This is a genomic window from Leptolyngbya sp. Cla-17 (assembly GCF_016807185.1).
Classification (GTDB): Bacteria; Cyanobacteriota; Cyanobacteriia; order Leptolyngbyales; family Leptolyngbyaceae; genus ULC077BIN1.
On sequence record NZ_JAEVYN010000002.1, the window covers coordinates 1702650 to 1725979 of the forward strand.

The following is a 23330-nucleotide window of genomic DNA, read 5'->3' on the forward strand; positions in this document are numbered from 1 at the left end:
AAAGTGCATCAACCTAGGATAGCAATCGCGTGTAAGCACATGCGGTATCGGGTTTACACCCTAGAAAGTAAGCTAACAAAATTCAGCCTGCACAAAAAACTACAGCGATCGCGCCTTTACTTAGTCACATCTCCCTCTGAAAAGCTGTATGAACAAGTGGAAGCAGCGCTGCAAGGTGGTTTGACCTTAGTGCAATACCGGGATAAAGAAGCAGATGACTACCTGCGGTTAGAAACTGCTTATAAACTGTGTCAATTGTGCCATCACTATAAAGCGCTGTTTATTGTAAATGACCGAGTAGATGTGGCAGTAGCCGTTAATGCCGATGGCGTACATTTGGGACAGCAAGATCTTCCCTTTGCGATCGCTCGCCAGTTGCTTGGCGCTCAGCGGTTAATCGGACGCTCCACCAAGAACCCTGATGAAATGCACCGGGCGATTCAAGAAGGCGCGGATTATATTGGCGTAGGTCCGGTGTATGAAACGCCTACCAAGGTGGGTAGAGCCGCCGTAGGGTTAGACTATGTGCGCTATGCCGTAGACCATGCCACTCTTCCCTGGTTTGCGATCGGGGGGATCGATGCGAATAATCTTGCGGTCGTGTTGAAAGCTGGAGCCGATCGCGTTGCCGTTGTCCGTGCCATTATGCTAGCCGAGCAGCCTACCAAAATAACGCAATATTTGCTCAATCAGTTTCCTGGAGATATGAAAAGCAGCATCTGAGTGCATCTAGATTAGTTGAATGCATGTCTCCTATAGTCAGGAATCGATTACCTAATAGGCAATTTCTGCTATCCAGGAAATGGCAACTCCCAGGATGGAACCTACAATCACCTGAAAGGGGGTATGTCCTAACAGTTCTTTCAAACGCATTTCTGTAAACTGATGCTCTCCTTGAAAAAACTCATCGATAATTTGGTTCAACACCCGCGCCTGTTTACCCGCCGCTTGCCTGACTCCCGCCGCGTCATACATGACGATGATCGCAAAAACAACCGCGATCGCAAATTCAGAACTTGCCCAGCCTACAGTTTGCCCCACACCCGTTGCTAAAGCTGTAACAAAGGCAGAGTGCGCACTAGGCATGCCTCCTGTCTCTACCAGCGCCCGGATATTTAGCTTTCCTTGGGTACCCAATTCAACAGGAATTTTAAGCACCTGGGCGATCAAGCACGCTGCGATCGCAACCACTAGCACTTGGTTGTGAATAATGTCGCCAAAATCCTGCATGGTTTCTGTGGGTGAAAAGGACGTTTAAGCGTTCAGTCAATCAGAGTTCGACAGGACAGAATTAACTTTCGAAGATAATCATCAAGTATTAAATACCTAATGGGTGCGCGCAACGATAAATTCTGCTAATGCAATCAAGGGAGCAGCCTTTTCCTCAAAGATTGAGAGTTCTGCTTTTGCACCATCCACCAGCTTTTTCGCTTGACAGCGAGATTCTTCCAGCCCCCAAATGCTCGGATAGGTTGCCTTCTTCGCCTTTAAATCCTTGCCAGCCGTCTTTCCAAGTTCTTCTTGAGTTGACGTGATATCCAAAATGTCATCCACAATTTGAAAGGCTAACCCAATGTTTTTTGCATAGCGAGACAGACGCTGCAAATCATCCTCAGGCGCACCTGCTAAGACCGCACCAGACAGCACAGATGCCTCAAGTAGGGCTGAAGTCTTGTGGTTATGAATAAAATTCAAAGTTTCCAGTGAAACGTCCGACTTCCCTTCGCAGTCCAAATCTACCACTTGACCGCCCACCAAACCCGCTGCGCCAACGGCACGACCCAGCATGGCGACAACCTTCAGCAAATTTTCAGGAGCGACATCCTTTGTTTCCATCGCGACATGCTCAAAGGCGTAAGCTAGTAAACCATCCCCTGCCAAGATTGCCACATCGTCGCCGAAAACCTTATGGTTGGTGAGTTTGCCACGACGATAATCATCATTATCCATTGCAGGCAAATCATCATGAATCAGCGACATGGTGTGAATCATCTCAAGCGCACAGGCAGTAGGCAGCGCCGTATCTACTGTCCCGCCCGTTAGTTCACAGGTGGCAAGGCAAAGAATTGGACGCAGCCGCTTTCCCCCTGCCATGAGGGAGTATCGCATGGCTTCATAAATCTTTTCAGGATAGATTACTGGAAGAGAATGATCCAACGCTATCTCAACTTGGGCTTGTCGCTCTGCAAGATAAGCTGGCAGGTCGAAGTGAGATTTTCGCTGGGAAGATCGTACATCGTCCGTCATGACCATTTCATATCCCTCTCAGTTTCTCTTAACTACACAAGAATACGTGTGCATGGGCACTATGGGGAACCTATAGAATCAATATTTGCAAAGAAAAGAGCATTGAATTGATTAGTGTGGTTCCGCTAACAAAGCCATTTCTAATCATTCTACGGAGCTTTATGCACTCGTGGAACATTCATTCAGCGGAGATTAGACTTGTCGGCCATAGCTTTTTACGGTGTTTTCTAGCAGCATGGCAACGGTCATCGGTCCAACACCACCGGGAACCGGAGTGAGAGAACCCGCGATCGCCCGCACACTGTCGAAATCGACATCCCCCACCAGACGAGATTTACCATTTGGGTCAGTAACGCGGTTCATGCCCACATCAATTACTGTTGCTCCGGGTTTAACCATATCCGCTGTAATCAACCCAGGATGACCAACAGCAGGAATCAAAATATCAGCAGTGCGAGTAATGGCTGCCAGATCAGATGTTTGAGAATGGGCAATGGTGACGGTGGCGTTTGCTTCCAGCAGCAGCAGGAATTGGGGCTTGCCAACCAAAATACTGCGCCCAACAACAACGGCGTGTTTGCCTTTGGGGGCAATGTCGTATGCTTGCAGTATCCGCATAACTCCAGCAGGAGTGCAACTCCGCAATCCTGGCTCGCCTCGCAGCAGTCGTCCCAGATTCACTGGGTGCAATCCATCCGCATCTTTATCGGGGTGAATTTGGTTGAGTAAGGCAACGGCATCGAGATGAGGGGGCAGAGGCAACTGAACTAAAATGCCGTCGACGCGATCATCTTCGTTGAGCGCCTGAATGGTCTGTTCTAGCTCTGCTTGAGTGGTTTCAGTGGGAAAGTGTTTGCCAAAGGAGGCGATACCCACATTAGTACAGGCGCGTTCTTTGTTGCGAACATAGGCGGCGCTAGCGGGATTGTCACCCACCATTAATACCGCCAAGCCAGGAGGGCGACCTCTTTGGGGTTCTAACTGTTGAATCTGATGGGTAAGGCTGGTTTGGATGCGTTGAGAAAGCGCTTTACCATCCAAAAGCTGGGCGATCGCAGAAGACATGCAGGATAAACAGCGAAGTGAGTATTAAAGCGGACTGTATAGCTAAACTATGTCACTAATCTGTGTTAGCACAGTAAGCTGTTCATCAGTGTCTCAGATTCAATGGGTTCTGTGATGACTCTTCCAAATTTTAATTCGCTAGTTTGTAATACTCCGCAACCAGCACCGTTGCTAGGTAGCCGATGGATATCACTCGGACTCTTAATCACCTTGGTTAGTTGTGGGGGACAAGCCGCTTCTGAAAGTAGTGGCACGATTAGCACCAGTGGAATCGTCTCTCCAAAAACGACTTCAATTCAAGAGGTGCAAAAAACGGCTGACCGAAATTCGGTAGTGACCGTCAAAGGCGTAGTGGGCGATCGCGTACCCATTCTAGACGGCACTGTGTATGAGGTTCAGGACGCTACTGGCAAAATTTGGATACTTACCAAAAAACAACCGCCTGCCCCAGGGCAAGAAGCAGTCATTACCGGCAACATCCGCTTCAAAAGTATTCCCCTGAATGGGCAAGAGCAGGGATCGGTCTACGTGGAGCAGGAGTAAGAGAGTGCGGAGTATGGAGTGCGGAATTAATCCCTCTTTAGTGCTTTCTTGGCCAAAGTCGGGAAAGTCTTAAATGGGGAACAAACTAAAACTCAAAGCTTATCCCCTTTCAAATACTCCACCCATTGTTCTAACAATCCTGGAGAGCCATACCAAGGTTGCCCCGATTTGGGCGAGTGGGTTGCGCCTTCAATGGTGAGGTTAATCGCACCGTCGAGGTGAGCAGCAGAGATCGGGGTAATGCCATCGCCCCAGCAATTCCCCTGACCACAGGTGAGTTGATAGCTGCTGTAGGCAAGCCAACTTCCAGGTCGGCGTTTTCCGTATATTGCTTTGCCTGCTACGCAAACGTAGCGCAGATCAGAATAAAAAGCTCCTGGATAGGTTTGATTAACAAAATCTAGATTCTTTCGCGTCCAGCGCTCTAGGCTGGTATGGGGAGTGCCCAACGTGAGCAATGTTTCTACTTGCGATCGCCGATTCCAAACACAGTCTTCTGCATCATTAGGATGGATGCAATAGGGTTTTTCGCCTAAGTAAATGCGTGCCAACCAACCGCCTGCGGAATGCCCAATCAAATTGATTTTGGCAGCACCACTTTGTTGCAGCAGTTGCGTGATGGCTTGGTCGATCTGCCGCAGAATTGGAGTCACCGATCGCCCGCCCAAAGTTGTTACCCAATCTTGCCAGCGCAGTGGCACTGTTACAGTTGAAATGCCTTGATCAATCAATGCTTTTTGTAGGAAGCGATAGTCTGTAGCTCCGGCTAGATAACCCGGCAGAATAATGGTTGGATGTGCCATTGTTGAAAAATTATCAAAATTTGCTGGAGAACAGTTAGGTCACAGAATCACTTTAGAATCAAACGCTGAAACCTTTGCAAACAAACTATATTCATACAGACGAGGCTGTTAATTAATAAACGGATAAACGGCTCCCAGATTTGCGATCGCCAGTGCTGTAAAGTTGATTGCGACCTGTTTTTAGGCTGATTTTAGGCTGAGGCAACTTTTGAACATCGCTTTCGTCTGATTGAGAAATGCAGCTTGTACAATTTGCTAAAAACCTATCTACCAATTTTTATTCACCCTGATTGTCTCTATTTTTGATTAAAATCAAGCTGGAAATCTGTTTTCCATTATTTGAATACCTGTCTTTTTCCTTTTGCAACGGAATGCTGAGCTATGTCTTCTTCCCTACCTAAAAGCTTTCCAGCCCTTTTTGACTCAGGAAATATAGGTAAAACTGGGGCATTGCTGATGCAACCGACATCTCTAGCAGTGCTAGCGTCTTTTGGGGTGCATGGGTTGCTATGGTTCGGCTTGCCCCTGATGTCTGCTTCGGAGCCACAACAGTCTGACACTCAGCGATCGGTGCCCTTAGTAGAGCTTAGCCCGTTGGAACAGGCTCGGTTACCTCAAATCTCTTCTTCAACACAGTTAAATTTACCAAAACAGTCAACGGTGCCGGGTTCACTATTGCCTAATTCATTGGCACTAGAGCCAATAAATCCTCAAACGCCTCAAGATTCAACGTCCTACTACAATGTACCTTCTGAGACTGCTGCTCCTACTGTTTTTCCGTATTCGGTTGCGCCACTGAGTAAGCGATCGCTACGCAAAAGTGCTGCTGAAGCAAATTTGGATTCTGAAACCAAGGCTCAATCGTCCGCAAAAGATACAGAAAAGCAAACTGAGCAGGAAGGACAGGAGACCTCTGAGCCACCAATCTCTTCAAAAGCAGAAGACTTGCTAGCGTCTAAGCAGCAAGATGATCAGGGCAAAATAGCGTTACAGCAAAAGTATGCCTACAGTACAGAAAATACGTCTCCTGATGATTTTGGCAACAACTCCAAAACCCTGAGTGAAACGGCAGAGGCTGTTTCCAAAGGAGACATTCGTAGAGATTGGGAAAAGCTAGATACGATGACTGCCCCCTATCCTAAAGATGCTTGCCAGTTTAAACATGAGGGCAAAACGATCGCGGGAGAGGCGTGGGTTGGGGTAGTTGTTCAGCCCAATGGCGAACTAGCGACAAAACCAACCTTATTGCGATCGTCTGGTTTCAAAGGTTTAGATGAAGCTGCTACAGAATTTATTGCTAAGTATTCTTTTGAGTCAAGTAAGCAGTATCGCGGATTTTATGTTCCGATTAAACTTGAATTTAGCAAAACAGATTGTGTTACGGCAGATACCACCAACTCGGCTTCCTGAACTATTAGGTACGAAACGGTAGGTACGAAACGGCTGTAGGGACGCTTCGGAAAGCGCCCCCAAAAATCAATTCATCCCTCTATGCCCTTCAAGACCACTGTTCCTTAACTGAATTGAAACTTTGAGGAATGGTAATGCTGTAGCGGAAGCCAGTATCTGAGCCGCTCTGAATGGTAACTTTGCCGCCATGCAATTCCACTAGATGCTGACTGAGCAACAAGCCTACGTTTTTGCGCGGAGAGATGTCCATCGCTGCTTCTTTCTCTTGCATTACGACATTGTTTCCTGTATTAGAGTGTGCGATCGCAGTTGCTAAGACTCCATTGAGCGTAGTAAATTCCAAACCATTACTGGCAGCAGCACTCACTAAAGAGGGTGGAGAATAAATATCGGTGTAAGGCAATCCTTCTCCTAGCCAAGGGTGCGACACCCAAATAGATAGATTTAGGCTAGTATCTCGTCGAGAGACATGTAATCGCACAAGACTACCGGCTGTAGAACTTTGAATAATGCTGAAGATGAGGTGATAAAGCATCAGGCGAACTTTTTCTTTGTCTAGTAGCCAAATGCGGCGACCCGGTTCCACAGTTAAGCGAACTTGTTGATCTCGTCGTTGGGCAACCTGTTCTAGGGTAATGATTGCCTGTTGGCAAAGCATTTCAATATCAACGGAACTCAAGTTTAAAGTCTGGTCAATCTCCTTTAACTCGGACAGTTCCACAATTTCATTCATCAGCGATAGCAAATATTGTCCACTGTTGTGGATGATGTCTAAATACTCTTTCTGCTTGATGGTTAAAGGTCCATAAATTTCACGGCTTAAAACACTTGCCATACCCATCACAGAGGTTAATGGCGTTCGCAGATCCTGGGCAAGCTGACCAAGGAGGTCTACTTTAAGTTGGTTGGTGAGGGAAAGGTTGGCTGGTTGAGGCGCGCTTTCTGGCGTTGTCGATCGCACCGATTGGGGTTGAGGCATTTGCGATCGCTGCCGCTCAAACTCACTCATTCCCCAGCGTGCCATTAATTGCAGAAATGCCACATCTTGCTGGCTAAAACTGCGTGGCACCACGTCCATCACTGCTAAAGCTCCAATACACTCGCCGCTACAGGTCAGCAAAGGAACACCCAAATAAGCACGAATACCATGCTCATAAACCAAGCTGCTGTTAGCAAAAGTAAAATGAGCGAGAGTATCGGCAATAATCAAAGTCTGGCCGCTATCCACAACATAAGCAGAAAAGGATTCTTGGCGGCTTATTTGGCGAGTCGTTGCCAATTCATTCATTAATCCCAACGTCGATAACCCGACCGCCGACTTAAACCGTTCCTGCGATGCACTCATTAATCCCAGGGTGCAGATTGGTACACTGAGCGATTGGGCGGTCGCTTGAGTGGCTTCTTCAAAAATGGGAATGCTGTCTGTGGCGAGCAACCCTAACGTGCTAATCACGTGCGATCGCTGCTGCTCTCTTGCGGAGACAGTTAACCCATCGAGGCGACAAAATAATTGATTCTCTTGGCTGCTCATGCCGACCTATAGCTCCCATGTGCGTCCGTGTATCTCTGTAAAAAAGCGAAGTTTTTTTACTACACACAGCATTCCCTCACATTGAGAGGAGTGAACGCCAAAGAGCCAAGGGAGAATACTGAATTTTCTGGCTTTCGTCTAGGTAAGTTTAAGTAAAGCCAAGAAAAATTACTGAATTTTGACGTGAGTCAGAACGTAAGGTAGGTACGTTTTGTTACTAAAAAGACGAGTACCCGTAGGCTAAATCCATGCAGGATGAGATAGAAGAGATGAAATCATGCGGACACCCCGAAGCTGATTCGATAACGGTAAATGCCCTCTGGGTGCTGTTAAATCCCAGGTGAATTCCTGAGGATAGCGAGTCCAAGTGTTACCATTCTTCCAACCAATCTTTGACCACAGTTTTATCCAGTTTTTGCCTACGCTCATCCAAATCTCGCGCTGAACAGAGAAGCCAAATTTTCCTTCCGAATGAACCAGCCACAAAGAATTGAGCGTTTGCAGATCGATCACCGAAAACTGTTCAACTTCCGTAAAGTAAATCCAGTTGCGTTGCATGGCGGTGGCTCCAGCTAGTTCACACATCTTTTCGAGAGTGAGTTTATCAGCCGCTTGAAAATCTTGCTGGGCAAGCAGCTTTTGCAGGGGAGTGTAATCAATGTTGGCGTGAGATCGCAGCGGTACAACACCTTCAGCAAAATGGGTCTGCAAAAAATCTGCACAGGCCGGAGACTCTGCCCGATATAAAACTTGATAGGCTTGACCTGCCGCTAAATTGGGTAAAGTGCTAGTCATTAATCCCTCTCGCTGCTCAAATAAAAATTCCATTAACACCGCCCATCCTATTTCTCCTAGCTGCTCTAGCGCTTGAATTTGGGATAGTTGAGCTTTTTCTGGAGCTGCTTTTATGGTGTTTAAAAGCTCTAAAGCATCAGGCGATGTTGAAATAGAAGAGATCACAGGGTCGGTGGAAAAACTATTCATTGCAAGGATCATTTCAAGCAGCTTTTATCAAAATCAAGAAAATTGCGTTTGAAATCAAACAGGAAAGACTCCAAGAATCTTAAGCCACACTCCATGCTATCTTGTGGCGATGATTTTTTGAATTGAATGCTCAAGCACCAGCGCTCCGAATTTGGCGAATAATAGCAGAGGTAGAGCTTGGCACTTCAATTTGGACTATCTGAATGCATCCCCCATAGGCCTGAACGGCGGCGGCTTCTGGCAGTGTCGCAATTTGATAATCCCCTCCCTTCACATAAACATCTGGTTTTAATATTTCGATCAGTCGTGTGGCGGTCGGCTCCGCAAAAATGACCACTTCATCCACTGACTTTAAAGCGGCTAAAACTTCTGCCCTTTGCAGTTCTGGCACGATTGGTCGCGGCGGCTCTCCCGCAGCCTGTGGCTTAATGCCGCGAACCGATGCATCGCTATTTAAGCCAACCACCAGCGATCGCCCCAATAATTTGGCAGCCTGCAAATAGCGCACATGCCCTGCGTGAAGCAGATCAAAACAGCCATTCGTCAACACTAACGGTCGCCATCGCTGCGGATCGGTGCCGATCGCTTGCTGAAGTGCTTCAAGTGTGTAGAGGCTCGAAATCATCTGTCACCATTTCAACGTCATAGGATATGGTGACAGAAATTGGAATATATAAGCGATTTGAAGTCTGTAATTCTGCGCGATCGCGCTACTCCTGATTACCCACTTTTTTAGAAATGCGACTTATGAATGAGCAATCAGCCGAACTATTTGAAAAAATTCGTCAACAGTTTGATAGCGCACCCTACCCCAGCACACCCCTTGAGCAAAATCCTCAAGATGCTCATAATCTTCTGTACGCACATAATTTGGTTACATCTCAATATCTGCGTAACCAAACCTTAATTTCTACCGACGGCAAAGTTATTTTAGATGCTGGGTGTGGCACAGGCTTTAAATCCTTAGTATTGGCATCAGCAAATCCCGGGGCCAAAATTGTTGGAATTGATTTATCTAAAGAAGCGGTTGACTTAGCAAAGCAACGACTACAGTTCTATGGATTTGAAAATGCAGAGTTCGTCGTCACGTCGATTGAAGCGCTACCCAGCTTAGGCATGGAGTTTGACTACATCAACTGCGATGAAGTTTTGTATTTACTGCCAGATATTGCAAGCGGCTTGCAGGCGATGAAAGCGGCACTTAAGCCAAACGGTATTATTCGAGCAAATCTCCACAGTGCCACTCAACGAGTTGACTTTTTTCGGGCACAACAAGTCTTCAAGCTGATGGGGTTAATGGACTCTAACCCTGAAGAAATGGAGATTGAAATTGCTAGAGAAACCTTTGGGGCATTGGCAGACTGGGTCAATCTAAAAAACAAAGTTTGGCAGGATGCTGCACAGCGAAAGGCGGTAGAGTCAAAGGAATGGGTCTTGATGAACTATCTGTTTCAAGGCGACAAAGGCTACACCATTGCCGACCTATTTGCAGCCTTGAGATCTGCCGACCTGGAATTTATTAGCATGGTGAACTGGCGAGATTGGGAAATTTTAGATTTGTTTAAAGATGCTGACGATTTACCAATCTTTTGGGCAATGAGCCTCCCAAACGTTTCTATGGAGCAGCGATTGCAGTTATTTGAACTGTTGCATCCCATTAGTCGCCTGCTAGATTTTTGGTGTGGGCATCCTGATCAGACGAAGGCCTTTACCCCGATCGCCGATTGGTCAGAAGACGACTGGAAAACTGCAAAAGTCCGCCTGCATCCCCAATTGAAAAACTTGAAATTGCACGAGGAATTGGTGCAAAGCATTGAAACTCATCAACCGTTTAGCTTAGGCGGCTATCTTTTAGGACAGGCAAACACTTCAGTGACTCTAGAAAGCACAGTTGCAGCCACTCTTCTGCCTTTGTGGGATGAGCCACAATCTGTTGCGGCACTCATGGAGCGATCTCGCCAGATTCAACCACTCAACCCAGTCACTTTGGAACCCCGCACGACAGCAGCAATCTTGAATGACCTGATAGTGCTTCTAACTCGGTTAGAAGTCTTTCTTTACGTTCTTTTGGAATTGGAATAACCCAATAAAAGGGAAAAAAGGAAAAAAAACTGGGTGGCTGATATGAAAGTGCAAAAGCGTGGGTAACTTACATTTACAAGGGTTTAGACACCCACCCCGCGCCTTTATTAAGGAGAAACCTCATCATGAATACAGAGTTTAAAGCGAAGTTCCTCGGCCACCTCAATCAACGTAAAAAGGGCGACAAAGGTTTTACCCTGATTGAATTGTTGGTTGTCATCATTATTATTGGTATTTTGGCTGCTATAGCATTGCCCGCCTTCTTAAACCAAGCAAACAAAGCCAAGCAGTCTGAGGCAAAAACGAATTCTGGCTCTGTGAACCGCGCTCAGCAAGCTTACTATCTAGAAAAAGCCGAGTTTGTTGGAACGGGTGACGTTGAATTCGGTAAGTTAGGATTAGGCATTAAAACCCAGTCTGGAAACTATAAGTTTGTGATTCCAGACGGTGGTAAAGACAGTACGGCTGCCACCATTCAAGCTCAACCCCTCAAGGCTGGCAGTGATACTATCAAGGCATACATCGGCGGTGTAAATGCCGGTCAGATTGCAGCAACGAAAGAAGCTACAACTCTCACTGTCTTGTGTGAAGGGATTGATGCCCCAATCGCAACTGGAGCAACAGGTGTCGAGACGGCAACTTATGATGCCGCTGGTGGTCCTAAGTGCCCTGGTACATACAATGACGTAGCAACTGGCAAGCCCAGCGTCTAGCTGCACTCCGCTTTTAACTGTGTAGTCTATTGGTTTAGCCAATTGGAGAAGCAGCGGGTAGGAAGTAATCCACTTCTTACCCGCTGTTTTTCCAATGGTGAGTTGCACAAGATCTGGGCTACCAAAAGGACTGACACACTTCAACCTGCCAACTTGAGGTAAGCAATAATTAGTAAAATCTCTTCTGTGGTACATAACTATGACTGAGCTACTCGAACGGGTAGTCGATCAACTGAGAACGTTACCTGCTGATGAACAGGATTTAATTACCGCGCGGCTGGTTGCTGAGTTAGAAGACGAGCAGATATGGAAAGCTCAGTTTGAAGCGACGATGGATGATCAATGGGATCGAATCGCTGAGAGGATACGACAGGAAATGGCTGCTACAGACGGTTTTTCCAATGACTAACAAATCGCTTTCGGCCAATTGGCAACAGCAAGCTGACCGCCTCATTCAACAGAACAACTATTCCCAAGCCGCTAGCTTATACGAACAGGCAATTGAAACAGAGCCAGACGTAAAATCTCACTACTGGCATTTGGGTATGTTGATGGTGCTGCAAGAGCAAGAGGCAGAAGCCCAAACAATTTGGCTGATGGCCATGGCAGACGGCGAGCTAGAGCAGATTGACCAGTGGACAGTTGAACTGGGGCAAGTGTTAGTCGCAGCTGCAATACATCAAACTGAGCGGGAAAATCTTGCAGCAGCATGGGCACTTCGGCGACACCTGCAAGAAATTTCCCCAGATGATTTGAATAATCGTTTAAATCTGGTTTCTCTTGCGATCGCCTTAGAAAACCTGACTCCCAATGATTTGCAGGAAACCGACATCATTTCCTTACTCAAAACATCGTCAGATCAGCTACTGGAAGTACCACTGCTGCTGCACCTGTTGAACCAAATTCTGACAGCCTTTGCACCTCATCCGATCGCGCTGGAATTTGCAGAGGCGTGTCTCAAGTGGGTCTCTGGCGATGTGATGGGCTTGATGACCGTGATGTTACCCGCATCCATCAGAATTGCCCATGCGCTACGCCAGCCAAAATTTGCCGCCGAGTTGTTAGCACTCTATTGCCGGGTGGATGACCAAAATATTGAAATTTTGGGTCATCTCTCCGGGTTCTATCAGGATGCCGATCTCTATGACTTGGGCATCCAGACTGCCCAACGCCGGGGTGGATTGCCAAGCAGCTTGCTAGAACAAATTTTTTCTAGCCATTTGCTCCTGCGCGGATTGATGACTCCTGGCGGATATTGGCAAGAAGGACTTATCGCCATCCAACAGCATCGGCAATTGTTAACCGCCTTACTTGAAACTGTTCCCACAATCGATATTCCACCGATTGAAATTACGCGCTTACTCACCTCTAGCTTCTTTTTGCCCTATTTCAAAGACGATCCCAAGCTCAATCGATCGCTGCAAAACCAGGTTGCAGCATGGAGCCAGACGGCGCTACATCAACGCGCTAGTAAACAAATAGTTCGCTATCAATCGAGATCGACTCCTCTTATCCCATCCAATTCTGTACGTCCATTAAAAATTGGCTATCTATCTCACTGTATGGCGCGCCATTCCGTTGGCTGGCTGGCACGCTGGCTGATCAAGCATCACGATCGCAGTCGTTTTCAACTTCATGGCTATTTCATCAACGATCGCAAACACGACTCGCTTTATCAGTGGTACGTGAATCAGATGGATCACGCCTGTCGGATTGGTGTAGAAGTACCAGATAGCGAAGATTTAGCAGAGCGCATTTATCAAGATGATATTGATATTTTGATTGATCTCGATAGTATTACGTTGGATCTAAGCTCTGATATTTTGGCGCTTAAGCCTGCCCCCATTCAAGTGACATGGCTCGGCTGGGATGCCACCGGAATTCCTGGTGTAGATTACTTTATCGCCGATCCCTATGTGCTACCAGACAACGCCCAAGATTATTACACTGAAACCATTTGGCGCTTACCCCAAACCTATATCGCTGTGGATGGCTTTGAGGTAGAGGTGCCATCCCTCCGCCGCGATCACCTAGATATTTCTAACGATGCTGTCATTTTCCTCAGCGCTCAAAAAGGATACAAGCGCCATGCTGATACTGCCCATTTACAAATGCGAATTATTAAGAACGTTCCCAACAGCTATTTCTTAATTAAAGGCTCTGCCGAACAGGATTCGATTCAGCAGTTTTTTATTGAAATTGCGTTATCAGAAGGTGTGGCTCCTGATCGATTGAGATTTCTCCCTGAAACTCTGACAGAGGGAGTTCATCGGGCAGATCTAGCGATCGCTGATGTGGTGCTAGATACTTATCCTTATAATGGTGCCACTACTACCCTCGAAACCCTGTGGATGGGAGTGCCACTGATTACACGAGTGGGTGAGCAATTTGCCGCCCGTAACAGCTACACTATGCTCAAAAATGTGGGCATCGAGGAAGGGATTGCCTGGACGGATGAAGAGTATGTAGAGTGGGGCGTCCGCCTAGGAACTGATGCTGCCCTGCGCCAACAGATCCATTGGAAACTGCGGCGATCGCGCCAAACCTCGCCCCTGTGGAACGCTGCGCAATTTACCCGCGAAATGGAAGAGGCCTATCAACAGATGTGGATTCACTGCAAGCAATAAGCCAAGGTTAGCTCATTGCTTGCAGGCCAAGTTATGCACTGGTCAAGTCAAAAGATGCTTAATATTAGACATTATCGGCAATGATTCCAAGTCTGATTGGGTTAACTCAGGAATTTGACGAAGGCTTTCAACTAGACTGTTTGCCACATTATAGAGAGGGTCATGAGATCCATATTCTAAAGTTAAGAATTCCAAGAGTTCAAGCGCATAGTCAGTCAATCCTAAAATATCAGCAATGCAGGCCAATTTGAGAATTGCGGATGGTTGTTTGAAAACGCTAGAAGAATTTTCATGAAAAGGATCACGCAAATAGAAAGCATCTCCCCATAGGATTTGTCCAGGGCGAGATGTTGAACAGATAGGTGATCGTGACCATCGAGCTACATCTAGATCAAAGAGCGTAAAGCCGTGCTTTCTAGCAAAATTATCTACATCTGCAAATAATGGCTGATTCACATACAAATGGGAAAATTCTACTTCCACTTGTATAGCCAAAATACCCTGATCCAATAGATTGGTTGCTCCTTCCAATACCTGAAGATCTGCACCCTGAACATCAACTTGTAAAAAATCAATCGAATTTAGACTTTTTCTCTGGAAAAAAGAGTCTAATGTTGTAGTCTCTAGGTCTATTGTAAAATCTAAACCTGATAGCTCCAGCATCCCATCAAATCGTTTGAGAAAAGGTTCGTTTGGTCGATACAACGAGCTACACATTGGACTGTGAGTAACATATAAAGTGGCTTCCCCAACAGTGTTAGCTAGTACAACTGAAAAATGCTCCTCGTGCCAGTCGATTTTTCGAGCTTCAATGTTGGCATTTGCAATATTACAAGCATCTTCATCAGCGTCAAATCCATAAATTGCTAAGTTTGGCGCGAATATTCCCCAATCTTGACTGCCATAATCATTGCTGTTACAAAGTTTACGAGAGCCAACATTACAAATTGTCATAGAGATCTGGTCTAGATGACCACTCTGCTTAAGGCTATGCAGAAACAACGACATGGGCTATTTCTTTAAAGTAGATGGGTCAATGACATTAAAGGATTGAGTAGATGGGCTTGAAGACCAAATCTAATATCTGTGATCTCTGTCTAAGGCCTATGATCTTAGCTTGATTCTACAAACAATTAGGAATAGCCAGACGTGGATGCAGCCAAACATGTTAAAAGACTAAAAGTAAGGGATGCTTTTCTATCTATTTGAGTCAAATGAACAAGTAAATACTGACGATGCTAAAGCTACACATTGGTGGTACCGAGTTTCATCCAGACTGGAAAATCTTGGATATAGAGCCACGTCCAGAAGTTGAATATGTGGGAGATGCTCAGGATTTAAGCCAGTTTGCAGACGGCGCGATCGACCAAATTTATGCAAGCCATGTTTTAGAACATTTTTACTATGGCTTAAATAACGAACTTCTGCTAGTTCTTCAAGAATGGCACCGAGTACTGAAGCCAGAGGGCAGTTTGCTCATCAGTGTGCCAGATTTAAAGGCACTATGTTGGCTCTACTTACATCCCAATCTTGAGGCGTTGGAGCGGCATCATTTAATGCGAATTATGTTTGGTGGCCAGGTGAATCTATACGATGTGCATAAGGTTGGCTTTGATTTTGAGACACTGGGTCTTTATTTACAAGAAGCTGGTTTTCAGAATTATGAGCGGGTTGTGGAGTTCAATTTATTCAACGATTGCAGCAGTATGCGCCTGCTAGATACCCTGATTAGTCTGAATGTGATTGCTACGAAATCGAAAATAGAGCAAGCATAGATAATGGTGGCAGATGATACAATGCCATAGCTCTTAATCCAACGAGTCTCGGCTAGGTAGTTCGCTCAAACCATACAGCAATTTACCGTTCCAAAGCCGAAACTATGGATGCAACTGGGTAATTTGCCCGTTCATGGTTGACCGTTTCACTGTGGCTATTTCGACTGAATTGCTATGGGCGCTGATTGGCTTGCTTCTTACAATTGGCGGCACTTTTCTCCCCGCATCGGTGGCAGTTCCTAGCCGAGATTGGGGACACCAAGCCATTCAAATGTATGCCTTGGGAATTACTTATCAGTTTGGGGCGGGTCTGCTTGTGGGCTGTGTCGCTGGCAAAAATCCGGCAACATTGTCTCAAGTCGCTTACGTTTTATTGGGATTAACACCCTGGTTTCCCGTTTTTTCCAAGGGCGGTGGATTGGGATATTTAGCGGAACCCAGTTTCGGCTACATTTTGGGATTTATTCCTGGTGCCTGGATATGTGGCTATTTGGCATTCAAAGCGGTTCCCAAGTTGGAGGTACTCCTGATTAGCTGCCTAACAGGATTGCTGAGTATTCACTTCACAGGATTATTGTATCTGGGGGGACTGCGGTTGTTGGGTGTGGTGAAACCGATAGAGTTTATCCAGTTGTTGCTAAAATTTTCGGTGGAGGCGTTGCCGGGTCAGTTTGCGGTGGTTTGTGCAGTAACGATTCTGGCGTATGGATTGCGCCGCCTATTGTTTTACTAAGCTCTAACCATTCGTCGGACTTCGACGTGAGCGCTCAGTCAAACGACGCTCACAAAAGCCCTAGCCATCTCCCCCAGGAGAGGGAACTAGACCAGAAAAGCCTTTCTCCTTGGAAAAAAGGGTTGGGATGAAGCAAGTACATGTTTTAGATAACGCCTCTTATCATGCGATCTCTCTTTTGAATAGTTCAATGTTTTCTAAAAATCGCTTCTTTTGGTTCGCTGCTTTGGCTGGTTTAGTCCTTGATCGCTTAAGTAAGTTTTGGGTCGTCTATACTTTTCCCCTCACCGAGCCGCCGCAAACCTTAGCGCTGATTCCAGATGTGTTTCATTTTACTTATGTAGTCAATACGGGGGCAGCCTTCAGCTTTTTCGCCCAAGGGGTGGGTTGGCTACGCTGGCTGTCTTTGGGAGTCAGTGTGGCGCTACTGCTATTGGCGTGGTTCGGACCCACTCTGAGCAAGTGGGAGCAGCTTGGCTATGGCTTCATATTATCGGGGGCTTTAGGCAATGGCATTGATCGTTTCATATTGGGGCAAGTCGTTGATTTTCTTGACTTTCGCCTGATTCGATTTCCGGTGTTTAATTTGGCAGATACCTTTATCAATGTTGGGATTGTGTGTCTACTGATTAGCAGTTTTGCTCAATCCTCCAACTCTACAAACAGGAATAAATCCTCTTGACAATACTCAAACAACCTTTAATTGGCATCATTATGGGCAGCGATTCAGATTTGCCGACCATGCAAGCGGCGATCGCAGTGTGTGAAGAGTTTGGGGTTTCTTATGAGGTTGCCATCGTCTCTGCCCATCGCACCCCAGAACGTATGGTGAACTACGCCCAAACTGCCCATCAACGCGGCTTGAAAGTCATTATCGCGGGGGCGGGGGGGGCTGCTCACTTGCCGGGAATGGTTGCCGCCTTAACTCCTCTGCCTGTGATTGGGGTGCCCGTTGCTAGTCGCCATTTGCAGGGCATCGATTCTCTCTATTCGATTGTGCAAATGCCTGGGGGAATTCCAGTTGCCGCTGTGGCGATCGACAATGCTAAAAACGCAGGATTGCTCGCCGTGCAAATGCTAGCAAGCCATGATTCTGCTCTATTAGAAAAAGTACAACAGTACCGCCAGAGCCTAGAGCAAATGGTGATGGAAAAGCAGGCGAAGTTGGAGCAGATGGGGTATAAGAAGTATTTGGAACAGATGTAAGGTTTCGGGTTTCGGGTTTCGGGTTTTGAAGTTTAGTTTTGGGGCTAGAAGAAACTCCACCTTCACCCTTGACTGGATTCCAACCGTTTCACTAACACGGCTCGATTTTGTTGAGCTTTGGTGTCGCTGGGGTTAATTTTGAGTACTTTGTCAAAGCACGAGATCGCGCCGCGTAAATTGCCTAGACTAACCATTACACCACCACGATTATTCCAGGCGCGATGATCATTAGGTCGTAGTTCTAATGCCTTGTCGTAGCTGGCAATGGATTCTTCTAAGCGATTTAGATTTTTCAGAGCCACACCCCGATTAAACCAGGCTTCGTAAGAATCGGGTCTGAGAGTTAGAACGTGGTCGTAGCTGGCGATCGCTCCTTCAAAATCTCCTAACTTCATTTGAGAACCGCCTTGACCGTACCAGGCTTCCCAATGCTCTGGTTGAAAAGATGTTACTTTTTTGTAACCGTCGAGGGCTGATTGAGCATGCCCCACCTGTTTTTGCCCATTTGCCCAACGAAACCATAGTTCGGCACTATCTTCTTGTAGTTCCAAAGCTTTGTTGTAGCTCACAAGGGCGGCTTCCCAATCTCCCAATTCTTTCAGGGAATCTCCTCGAAAAACTAGCGCTTCAAAATAATTAGGTTGCAATGTCAATGCTGTATTGAAATGCTGAATTGCTCCTTCGTATCGATGGGTTGCGTAAAGGCAATATCCTTGGCAAAACCAGATATCTTCAGAGTCAGGCTGACCCTCTAAAGCCGTGCGGAAATACCCGATCGCAGCTTCATATTGTTGTGTTGCATAGAGGGCTAATCCTAAGCTGTGGTGAGCCGTCTCCAGATTTGGCTGCAACGCTAATGCGGCTTGATAACTGCGAATAGCAGTGTCGTAGTGCCCCAGAGAAAATGCTGCCCAGCCAAGATGAGAGTGAAGTATCGCATCAGTAGGATTGAGCTGAATGGCTTGCTCAAAATAGGCGATCGCATCTGCATAATTTCCTTGTTGGGTTAACTCCAACCCCTGTTGAAAAGCGCTCTCAGCACCAGCCACATTGAGTTGAATTGTTTGACTCACAGGACGACCTCTATGCTTCTATAATCTCTGTCTGATGCACCCAGAGTACCCAGATTCTTAAGCTGCATGACACTTGATTACAAAATACTCCGTATAGCTACTGGAATGTAAAGCTTGGAAGCGTATTTCCATGAATAGACCTCTTGCGTGAATGTAGGTAAGTGGCTAGAACTAGGTTAAGGAGGAGGAAATATGACCTACAAGCAACTTAGCCAACTTAAACCCGGAGCTTTCAAACGGCGGTGTGGGGTTCAGCCTGAAACCTTTGAGCAGATGGTAGCAATATTGCGTCCTGGTCTTGATCGTAGAGGAAAACGGGGTGGACAGTGCAAATTAAGCGTGGAAGACCAATTGTTGGTCGTACTTGAATACTGGCGAGAATACCGAACCCAGTTTCACATTGCCACCACGTGGGGGTTGAGTGAGTCAGCCGTGTGTCGATTGATTCAAAAAGTTGAAGGATTATTGATGAACTCAGGCAAGTTTCGGTTACCGGGCAAAAAGCAACTCTATCAGAATGCCAATACCTGGAGCGTAGTGGCAGTCGATGTAACTGAAAGCCCCATTGAGCGTCCCCAAAAAAACAGCGAGGCTACTACAGCGGCAAGAAAAAGCGGCATACGCTAAAAGCTTAAGTCCTAGTCCATCAAACCACTGGACAGATTATCTGCACAGCCTTTGGCAAAGGGCGAGTCCATGACTTTCGCTTGTTCAAGCTCCATCGCCGATGCTAGCCGAGCAGTTGTGTTTGGCGGATAAGGGCTATCAAGGTATCGCAACGCTACACCCCTGTAGTTGCACTCCAACCAAAAAGCCCCGTAAAGGCAAATTGAGCAAAGCTGAGCGGCAGCACAACCGCACTCTAGCCCGATTGCGAGTAGTCGCTGAGCATGTCAACCGCAAGCTCAAGATTTTTCGGATTCTGGCTGAACGGTATCGAAATCGACGCAAGCGCTTCGGGTTGCGCTTCAACCTGATTGCAGCGATCCTAAACTTTGAGCTTGCGCTCTCTTCTTGATTCACACAAGAGTTCTAATATATCGGTAAAAACCTTTCTTGAAGTTCACTATCGCCAAGGTAATCCCATCAATTTCAAACCTAGGTGATTTGCCCCAGCAATGTAAAGTAACAGTGAAGATACAACTTGCCTAATGTTTTCATGCAAGCATATTGATATTTAAGTAGCAAAAGAATTCCCAACTGCGTTAAGAAGACTGCCTTAAAAGCCGAACCCAACTGCTTGTATAGGCACCTGAGCAGGTTAACGGTTAGGCTCACGTTCAATTTTAAAAAACTATAAAGATTTAAAAACTATAAAGAGCATGGAAGCAATCTCCAATCAGCGTGTGTTTCCCCGATTTGATAAAACTTCAGCAGTGCAATGTCCTTCACCGACCTCTTTGAACTCAAAAGTGACTCATTGGACGATCGTTGCTCCATTTATTCACGATCTAGAGCACGATGGACAGTGGTTAGCACCCTATGTTTCGGGCGCTCGCTATCACTTCAATATTATTCCTCGTCCTAGACCACTCCGTTCTTGGCACAACCGAGCCTCCTCGGTTACCAACATTGCCGGATGGGTAACTTATTTACAACATGGCAAGAATGCCGTTCAAACGACCGATGGTGGGGTGATTACAGTCTTTCCGCAGCTTGCTAGTGCCGTTGGCATGTGCCAGCAGCTTTCTCGTAGGCAAATCCCTGTCGTTGCATGGTTGTTTAATGTGGGCACCTGTCAATCAGGGGTGCGCCGTCGTGTAGCACAAGCCAGTTTGCAACACATTAGTCGCTTTGTCGTTCATACCCGGCGCGAATGCGACATGTATAGCCAATGGTTAGGATTGCCAAAAGAGCGATTTGTGTTTTTCCCCTACCAAGTGGCTGATATTCCCGTCATCTATGAGGAAAACGCAACTCAACCATTTATTGCAGCGATCGGATCAGCCCATCGCGATTTTCCCACGCTTTTTCAAGCCGTGGAGAAGCTGAAGCTGCCTACTGTTGTTGCTTCTGGTTCCCGTGCATTAACAGGCTTACAATTGCCATCTCATGTTCAAGCCCCGCTTGACCTTGGCAAGCAAGACTGCTTGCGACTGGCACAAGAAGCCCGAATTAATATCGTGCCAATGACAACAAATGCTCACATCACTGCGGCTGGGCAAGTCACTATTGTTGAAGCCATGCGCATGGGACGAGTTGTAATTGCTTCTCGATGCAATGGCGCTGAAGACTATATTATTCATGGAGAAACGGGGCTACTGGTTGAACCTGGCTCGACGCAGGCGTTAGTTCGGGCGATCGAAATGCTGTGGGATGATCCTCAACTACGAAACAAGATTGGGCATAATGCGAAAAATTATGCTGCTCAACATTTTTCTGATGAAGCCGCAGGAGCCGCTCTCCAAAGTGTTTTAGATGATGTTGGATTGATGACGTGATAATGCTGGATTAGCATGAAGTGCAAAATGTAGGTTGGGAGTGCGAAGTGCAAAGTCAGCACTCAAAACTTTTCTTACATCCCCAGTTGGTTGACGTGGTCCAACATTTGCAACCCATGAATTAGAGAAGCTCCGCCACGAATAGCCGTCGCGACATGGATCGCCTCAGTCATTTGCTCTAAATCTGCCCCTTTCTGTAAACAGTCTTTGCTATAGGCATCAATGCAATAGGGGCATTGCACTGTATGAGAAACAGCCAGCGCAATTAAGGCTTTCTCACGAGTCGATAAGGCCCCTTCTTCAAAAACGGCTCTATAGTAGGCAAAAAATTTCTCTGAGAGTTCGGGGTTACCTTCCGCAATGTTGCCGAAGTTAGGGAGATGTTTGGGATTGTAATAAGACGACATGGGTAAGTAGGAGGGAAGGGGTGAAGATGAATTTTGTACTTTTCTCTTAGACTGAAATTGTCTTGAATGTTGTTTAGTTTGCTACAGGTTATGTCGCTTTCATCGATCGCTGCTTCCCAATCTACCGATTCTATAGCGCTGGTTGAACTAGCCAAAAAAACGCGCGCTAGCGCATTGCGGTTAGGAATGCTGCCCACAGAGGCACGAAATCAGGCGCTAGAGGCGATCGCGCAGTCTCTTGAAGGTGCAACATCAGAAATTTTAGCGGCGAATGCGGTTGATTGTGAAGTAGCGACTGCTGAGGGTATTGCTTCAGCGCTATATGCTCGCCTGAAATTGAATGACAACAAGCTGAAGGAGGCGATCTCGGGAGTGCGAGACGTGGCAGAGCTTCCTGACCCGCTTGCAGTCGTGCAGCTTAATCGTGAACTAGATGAAGGGCTAGTATTGCAGCGAATTACCTGCCCTTTAGGCGTACTCGGCGTAATTTTTGAAGCGCGTCCTGATGCGGTAGTGCAAATTTCTAGTCTGGCGATTAAGTCGGGCAATGGCGTGATTTTGAAAGGCGGTAAGGAAGCAATCCGTTCCTGCGAGGCACTGGTCAAAGCAATTCAACAGGGATTGCAGCAGGTAGGAATTGATCCCGCCATAGTCCAGCTTTTGACAACGCGAGAAGAAACGTTGCAGTTATTAAAGCTAGATCAATTTGTAGACCTGATTATTCCGAGAGGCTCGAATTCGTTTGTGCAGTTTGTTCAGGACAACACGCGCATTCCTGTATTAGGTCATGCCGATGGCATTTGTCACTTGTATGTAGACAAAGCGGCGGATATGCAGAAAGCAATTGCAATTGCGATCGACTCCAAAACTCAATATCCTGCTGCCTGTAACGCGATAGAGACATTGTTGGTGCATCACGAGATTGCACCCGATTTCTTATTGGCAGCCGTAACATCGTTTCAAAGCAAGCAGGTGGAACTGCGGGGCGATCAGCGTACGCTAGAGATTTTGAACATTAAACCTGCCACTGAAGCCGATTGGTCAACCGAATACAGTGATTTAGTTGTGGCAATTAAGATTGTGGACTCTTTAGAAGTTGCGATTGCCCACATCACCGCTTATGGGTCGCGCCACACGGAAGCGATCGTCACAGAAGATGTCCAAACCGCAGCAACATTCATGACTCAAGTGGATGCGGCGGGAGTGTATCACAATTGCTCAACTCGCTTTGCCGATGGCTTTCGGTATGGCTTTGGCGCGGAAGTGGGCATCAGCACCCAAAAAATGCCACCCCGTGGTCCCGTTGGGTTAGAAGGATTGGTCACTTATAAATATCAACTGGTTGGCAATGGTCACATTGTTGCTAGTTACACGGGCGATCGCGCCAAATCCTTCACCCACCGAGATTTATAGCAATTGTTCATCAGCAACAAACATTTGGGAAAAGCAAGTGACGGCTGAATTCAGACCTTGGCGGTTGTCTTTTACCGGGGGATGCCATGCAAAACAGATATCAGCGTTTGTCATAGTGAGGGACAGCTCAAAAACTGGCAACGCTACACCTGCATCTTAAAAAAACAACATTAATCTTTGTACAGATACGGTTCAACGCCTTCGGGTATCTACCAAAGATAAGTATCTGCCATAGTTCCCTGTCGATAATGCATCCTCTAGGTAGAATACTTTTCTA

The 23330-nt window shown here is 46.6% G+C and carries 23 protein-coding genes and 1 pseudogene; 14 read left to right on the forward strand and 10 right to left on the reverse strand.

What is annotated here, in order from left to right; genetic code table 11:
• On the forward strand, window positions 1–723 hold a 723-nt coding region (locus JOY44_RS18900), incomplete at its 5' end, for a thiamine phosphate synthase (RefSeq protein WP_171575123.1).
• Between the two features lie 51 nt (window positions 724–774).
• Here the strand turns inward: JOY44_RS18900 and JOY44_RS18905 are convergent.
• The 3 genes from JOY44_RS18905 to folD all read right to left on the reverse strand — a co-directional run bounded on the left by JOY44_RS18905 (window position 775) and on the right by folD (window position 3312).
• A complete protein-coding gene (locus JOY44_RS18905; protein ID WP_171575124.1) occupies window positions 775–1230 on the reverse strand; it encodes a divergent PAP2 family protein in 456 nt (151 codons plus the stop codon).
• A 96-nt stretch (window positions 1231–1326) separates the two neighbouring features.
• Entirely contained in the window at window positions 1327–2247 is a 921-nt protein-coding gene (gene crtE / locus JOY44_RS18910; RefSeq protein WP_197985565.1) for a geranylgeranyl diphosphate synthase CrtE, read from the reverse strand.
• Between the two features lie 192 nt (window positions 2248–2439).
• Complete coding sequence (gene folD, locus JOY44_RS18915) at window positions 2440–3312, reverse strand: bifunctional methylenetetrahydrofolate dehydrogenase/methenyltetrahydrofolate cyclohydrolase FolD (RefSeq protein WP_171575126.1); 873 nt, start codon at window positions 3310–3312, stop codon at window positions 2440–2442.
• A 114-nt stretch (window positions 3313–3426) separates the two neighbouring features.
• Here folD and JOY44_RS18920 point away from each other — a divergent pair, with 114 nt between their 5' ends.
• Entirely contained in the window at window positions 3427–3855 is a 429-nt protein-coding gene (locus JOY44_RS18920; RefSeq protein WP_171575127.1) for a hypothetical protein, read from the forward strand.
• 92 nt (window positions 3856–3947) lie between these two features.
• On the opposite strand, the gene JOY44_RS18925 is transcribed toward JOY44_RS18920, so the two are convergent.
• On the reverse strand, window positions 3948–4658 hold the full coding sequence (locus JOY44_RS18925) for an esterase/lipase family protein (RefSeq protein ID WP_171575128.1): 711 nt from the start codon (window positions 4656–4658) through the stop codon (window positions 3948–3950).
• 381 nt (window positions 4659–5039) lie between these two features.
• Between JOY44_RS18925 and JOY44_RS18930 the strand changes: the two genes are divergently transcribed.
• Window positions 5040–6068 (forward strand): TonB family protein, encoded by a 1029-nt coding sequence (locus JOY44_RS18930; RefSeq protein WP_171575129.1) that lies wholly within the window; start codon window positions 5040–5042, stop codon window positions 6066–6068.
• A gap of 88 nt (window positions 6069–6156) precedes the next feature.
• Here JOY44_RS18930 and JOY44_RS18935 read toward each other — a convergent pair whose 3' ends face one another.
• The 3 genes from JOY44_RS18935 to JOY44_RS18945 all read right to left on the reverse strand — a co-directional run bounded on the left by JOY44_RS18935 (window position 6157) and on the right by JOY44_RS18945 (window position 9208).
• The gene (locus tag JOY44_RS18935) at window positions 6157–7599 is read right to left on the reverse strand and encodes a GAF domain-containing sensor histidine kinase (RefSeq protein WP_171575130.1); all 1443 of its coding nucleotides are present in this window, start codon (window positions 7597–7599) and stop codon (window positions 6157–6159) included.
• A gap of 240 nt (window positions 7600–7839) precedes the next feature.
• Window positions 7840–8583, reverse strand: coding sequence for a GUN4 domain-containing protein (locus tag JOY44_RS18940; protein WP_171575131.1), 744 nt, complete (start codon window positions 8581–8583; stop codon window positions 7840–7842).
• A gap of 130 nt (window positions 8584–8713) precedes the next feature.
• Window positions 8714–9208: an adenylyltransferase/cytidyltransferase family protein gene (locus tag JOY44_RS18945; protein ID WP_171575132.1), complete on the reverse strand. Its 495-nt coding sequence runs from the start codon at window positions 9206–9208 to the stop codon at window positions 8714–8716.
• 122 nt (window positions 9209–9330) lie between these two features.
• Here JOY44_RS18945 and JOY44_RS18950 point away from each other — a divergent pair, with 122 nt between their 5' ends.
• The 4 genes from JOY44_RS18950 (at window position 9331) to JOY44_RS18965 (ending at window position 14005) form a co-directional block, all read left to right on the forward strand.
• Entirely contained in the window at window positions 9331–10665 is a 1335-nt protein-coding gene (locus JOY44_RS18950) for a class I SAM-dependent methyltransferase (RefSeq protein ID WP_171575133.1), read from the forward strand.
• Between the two features lie 125 nt (window positions 10666–10790).
• The gene (locus JOY44_RS18955; RefSeq protein ID WP_171575134.1) at window positions 10791–11378 is read left to right on the forward strand and encodes a type IV pilin-like G/H family protein; all 588 of its coding nucleotides are present in this window, start codon (window positions 10791–10793) and stop codon (window positions 11376–11378) included.
• 199 nt (window positions 11379–11577) lie between these two features.
• Window positions 11578–11787 (forward strand): hypothetical protein, encoded by a 210-nt coding sequence (locus JOY44_RS18960; protein WP_171575135.1) that lies wholly within the window; start codon window positions 11578–11580, stop codon window positions 11785–11787.
• Complete coding sequence (locus JOY44_RS18965) at window positions 11780–14005, forward strand: O-linked N-acetylglucosamine transferase, SPINDLY family protein (protein ID WP_171575136.1); 2226 nt, start codon at window positions 11780–11782, stop codon at window positions 14003–14005. Before JOY44_RS18960 ends, JOY44_RS18965 begins: the two co-directional genes overlap by 8 nt.
• Before the next feature lie 42 nt (window positions 14006–14047).
• On the opposite strand, the gene JOY44_RS18970 is transcribed toward JOY44_RS18965, so the two are convergent.
• A complete protein-coding gene (locus JOY44_RS18970) occupies window positions 14048–14959 on the reverse strand; it encodes an FkbM family methyltransferase (protein WP_242541806.1) in 912 nt (303 codons plus the stop codon).
• A gap of 281 nt (window positions 14960–15240) precedes the next feature.
• Here JOY44_RS18970 and JOY44_RS18975 point away from each other — a divergent pair, with 281 nt between their 5' ends.
• The 4 genes from JOY44_RS18975 to purE all read left to right on the forward strand — a co-directional run bounded on the left by JOY44_RS18975 (window position 15241) and on the right by purE (window position 17719).
• Entirely contained in the window at window positions 15241–15780 is a 540-nt protein-coding gene (locus JOY44_RS18975) for a class I SAM-dependent methyltransferase (RefSeq protein ID WP_171575138.1), read from the forward strand.
• Window positions 15781–15931: 151 nt separating this feature from the next.
• Window positions 15932–16513: a biotin transporter BioY gene (locus tag JOY44_RS18980; protein WP_242541807.1), complete on the forward strand. Its 582-nt coding sequence runs from the start codon at window positions 15932–15934 to the stop codon at window positions 16511–16513.
• A gap of 190 nt (window positions 16514–16703) precedes the next feature.
• Complete coding sequence (lspA, locus tag JOY44_RS18985) at window positions 16704–17195, forward strand: signal peptidase II (protein WP_171576112.1); 492 nt, start codon at window positions 16704–16706, stop codon at window positions 17193–17195.
• Between the two features lie 32 nt (window positions 17196–17227).
• Window positions 17228–17719: a 5-(carboxyamino)imidazole ribonucleotide mutase gene (gene purE / locus JOY44_RS18990; RefSeq protein ID WP_171576113.1), complete on the forward strand. Its 492-nt coding sequence runs from the start codon at window positions 17228–17230 to the stop codon at window positions 17717–17719.
• 62 nt (window positions 17720–17781) lie between these two features.
• Here the strand turns inward: purE and JOY44_RS18995 are convergent, their stop codons facing one another.
• Window positions 17782–18792 carry a tetratricopeptide repeat protein gene (locus JOY44_RS18995; protein ID WP_171575140.1) on the reverse strand — a complete coding sequence of 337 codons (1011 nt, stop codon included), beginning with the start codon at window positions 18790–18792 and terminating at the stop codon, window positions 17782–17784.
• 192 nt (window positions 18793–18984) lie between these two features.
• On the opposite strand from JOY44_RS18995, the pseudogene JOY44_RS19000 reads away from it, so the two are divergent.
• Window positions 18985–19810: pseudogene (locus tag JOY44_RS19000) on the forward strand (IS5 family transposase).
• A gap of 304 nt (window positions 19811–20114) precedes the next feature.
• Complete coding sequence (locus JOY44_RS19005) at window positions 20115–21233, forward strand: glycosyltransferase family 4 protein (protein WP_171575141.1); 1119 nt, start codon at window positions 20115–20117, stop codon at window positions 21231–21233.
• 74 nt (window positions 21234–21307) lie between these two features.
• On the opposite strand, the gene JOY44_RS19010 is transcribed toward JOY44_RS19005, so the two are convergent.
• Window positions 21308–21640 (reverse strand): arsenosugar biosynthesis-associated peroxidase-like protein, encoded by a 333-nt coding sequence (locus JOY44_RS19010; protein ID WP_171575142.1) that lies wholly within the window; start codon window positions 21638–21640, stop codon window positions 21308–21310.
• A gap of 90 nt (window positions 21641–21730) precedes the next feature.
• Here JOY44_RS19010 and JOY44_RS19015 point away from each other — a divergent pair, with 90 nt between their 5' ends.
• Window positions 21731–23053 carry a glutamate-5-semialdehyde dehydrogenase gene (locus JOY44_RS19015; protein WP_171576114.1) on the forward strand — a complete coding sequence of 441 codons (1323 nt, stop codon included), beginning with the start codon at window positions 21731–21733 and terminating at the stop codon, window positions 23051–23053.
• Window positions 23054–23330: the final 277 nt, after the last annotated feature.